This is a genomic window from Halorubrum sp. AJ67, assembly GCF_000513435.1.
Genome location: NZ_CBVY010000008.1, coordinates 151,594 through 153,888 on the forward strand (window position 1 = coordinate 151,594; position 2,295 = coordinate 153,888).

Annotated in this window: 3 protein-coding genes; all 3 read left to right on the forward strand. The window is 70.3% G+C overall.

Annotated features, from left to right (window positions below; translation table 11 throughout):
- Positions 1-340: phosphopantothenate/pantothenate synthetase family protein (locus BN903_RS08855; RefSeq protein WP_048077393.1), on the forward strand; the 340-nt coding region annotated here is incomplete at its 5' end.
- Positions 341-448: 108 nt separating this feature from the next.
- The gene (locus BN903_RS08860; protein ID WP_004598227.1) at positions 449-898 is read left to right on the forward strand and encodes an Lrp/AsnC family transcriptional regulator; all 450 of its coding nucleotides are present in this window, start codon (positions 449-451) and stop codon (positions 896-898) included.
- 93 nt (positions 899-991) lie between these two features.
- Positions 992-2,149 (forward strand): DUF63 family protein, encoded by a 1,158-nt coding sequence (locus tag BN903_RS08865; protein ID WP_048077394.1) that lies wholly within the window; start codon positions 992-994, stop codon positions 2,147-2,149.
- Positions 2,150-2,295 lie beyond the last annotated feature (146 nt).

Genomic DNA, 2,295 nt, shown 5'->3' on the forward strand with positions numbered 1-2,295 from the left:
CGCGCGCGGCGTCGTCGATGCCGACGGGATCGAGGCGGCCGACGTCGTCGTGGTCCCGCTGGAGGACGGCGACCGCGCGGCCGCGCTCGACGCCATGGGGAAGACGGAGATCGTGATCGACCTCAACCCCGGGAGCCGGTCGCCGCGGACCGCAGACGTGCCGATAATCGACAACCTGCTGCGCGCGGTGCCGAACGTGACTGCTCACGCCCGGGACCTCGCCGACGCAACGCCGACAGAACTGGAACGGATCGTCGACGAGTTCGACGTCGAGGCCGCGCTCGATGCGGCCGAAGCGGCGATCCGTGAGGGTTCCTTCTCGGCTCCCGACGACGAGTAGCGCATCGCCGCTTACTCGCGTCCGCGGGTCGGATTGACCGCGATCTGCTCCGGATCGCTTGCGGGGCTCGCCGGAAGGCAAAAGCATATCCCGCCCGTACCGAACGATATGGAACTTGACGAGACGGACCGGGCGATCCTGCGGATCTTACAGGAGGACGCGCGGACCCCGTTCTCGGAGGTCGCGCGCCGGATCGACATGTCCAGCGCCACCGTCCACGACCGGGTCAGCCGCCTCGAAGAGGCGGGCGTCATCCGGGGGTACCACGCGGACATCGACCCGAAGGCGGTCGGGTACGGGGTCGGCGCGTTCGTCGGCCTGCGCGTCGAACAGGGCCGCGAGGAGGACGCGCTCGAACGGCTTCGCGGCATCGACGGGGTCCGCGAGATCCACCTCACCACCGGCGAGTGGGACGTGATACTCCGGGTCGTCGCGGCCGACACTGACCGGCTCAGAGAGCTGATGTTCGAGCGGATCGCGGAGACCGAGGGGTTCTCGCGCTCGCAGACGATGGTCATTCTCGGGACCGACTACGAGCAGCCCGGGCCGCCGCTGTAGGGAGCGCTGCTGTGGGTAGTGCGGTGACGGGCGGGAGGCCGCCGCTCGCCCGCGACCGGAACGCTCAACTCGGGACCCCTCCGAACGGTGACCATGAGCACAGCGGTCGCGGACCGGTTCGACCTCTCGCCGGAGCGGGCCTGGGCCGCCGTCGTCGGCGGGGTGACGGCGCTTCTGGCCGTCGGTTCGGTCGTCTTCCCGCGCGTCGTCTACGACCGGTTCCTCTGGCGCTACTTCTGGGGCCCGGTCGTCGCGGACGGCGAGGGCGCGCAGTGCGCAGTTCGCCGGGTCGGCGGCACCACCGAACTCCTCGGTAGCGAGGCGGCGTGTCAGTCGGCCGTCAGCGCCGGCGAGGTCGTCGCGACGCCGGGGTACACCACCTTCTCGACGGTGAGCTACGTGGTGATCCTGCTGGCGATGCTGATCGGCGTCGTCTTCCTGCTCCGCCGGCTCGACATCGCGACCGAACTCCGATTCTTCTTCGCGCTGTTCCCGTTCATGCTGTTCGGCGGGGCGGATGCGGACGGTCGAGGACGCGGGGTCGCCGCGACCGCCGCCGGCGTCGACCCGCTGATCGGCTTCCCGGCGAGCGCGGTCCTGATCAGCCCGTTCATCTACTTCACGGTGTTCGTCTTCACCCTCGCCTGCGTCCTCGCGGCGTACGCGCTCGAACGGCGCGGGATCGTCGACGACTACGCCCGACCGCTGTTCGCGTCGGGCGCGGTCGGACTCGCGCTCGCGGTCGGCTACCTCGCCGTGCTCGCCGCGACGACCGGCTACGTGACGTTCTACCCGCAGGTGCTGATCCCGACGCTCGTCATCGCGACGGCCGCGACCGCGGGGACGTGGGCGCTGGCGACGCGGCAGATTCCGACGATCCGACAGGGGACCGGGGCCGCGGGGATCGTGATAATCTGGGGCCACGCTATCGACGGCGTCGCGAACGTGATCGGTCTCGACTGGATGCCCGCGCTGACCGGGACCGCGAACCTCGTCCCGAAACACGTCGTCAACGCCCTGATCGTCGACTGGACCGGTCGACTGCTCCCGGCGTCCGTCTCCGCCGTCACCGGCGACGCGTGGCCGTTCCTCCTCGTGAAGCTGGCGGCCGCGACGTTCGTCGTCTGGATCTTCAACGGGGAGATGTACGACGAGTCGCCGCGGTACACGCTGCTGCTCTTGATCACCGTCCTCGCGGTCGGTCTCGGCCCGGGGACCCGCGACATGCTCCGCGCGACGTTCGGCGTCTGAGCGGGCCGAGACCGTGCGTCCGTTCGACTGGAGCCCTTCGAACGGCGGGCGTTCGTACGGAACCGACAAGTGGCCCGAGCGCCGAGCGCGGACGTGACAGACACACCGCGACGGCGCGTGCTGGCGGCCGCGGCGACGGGATCGAC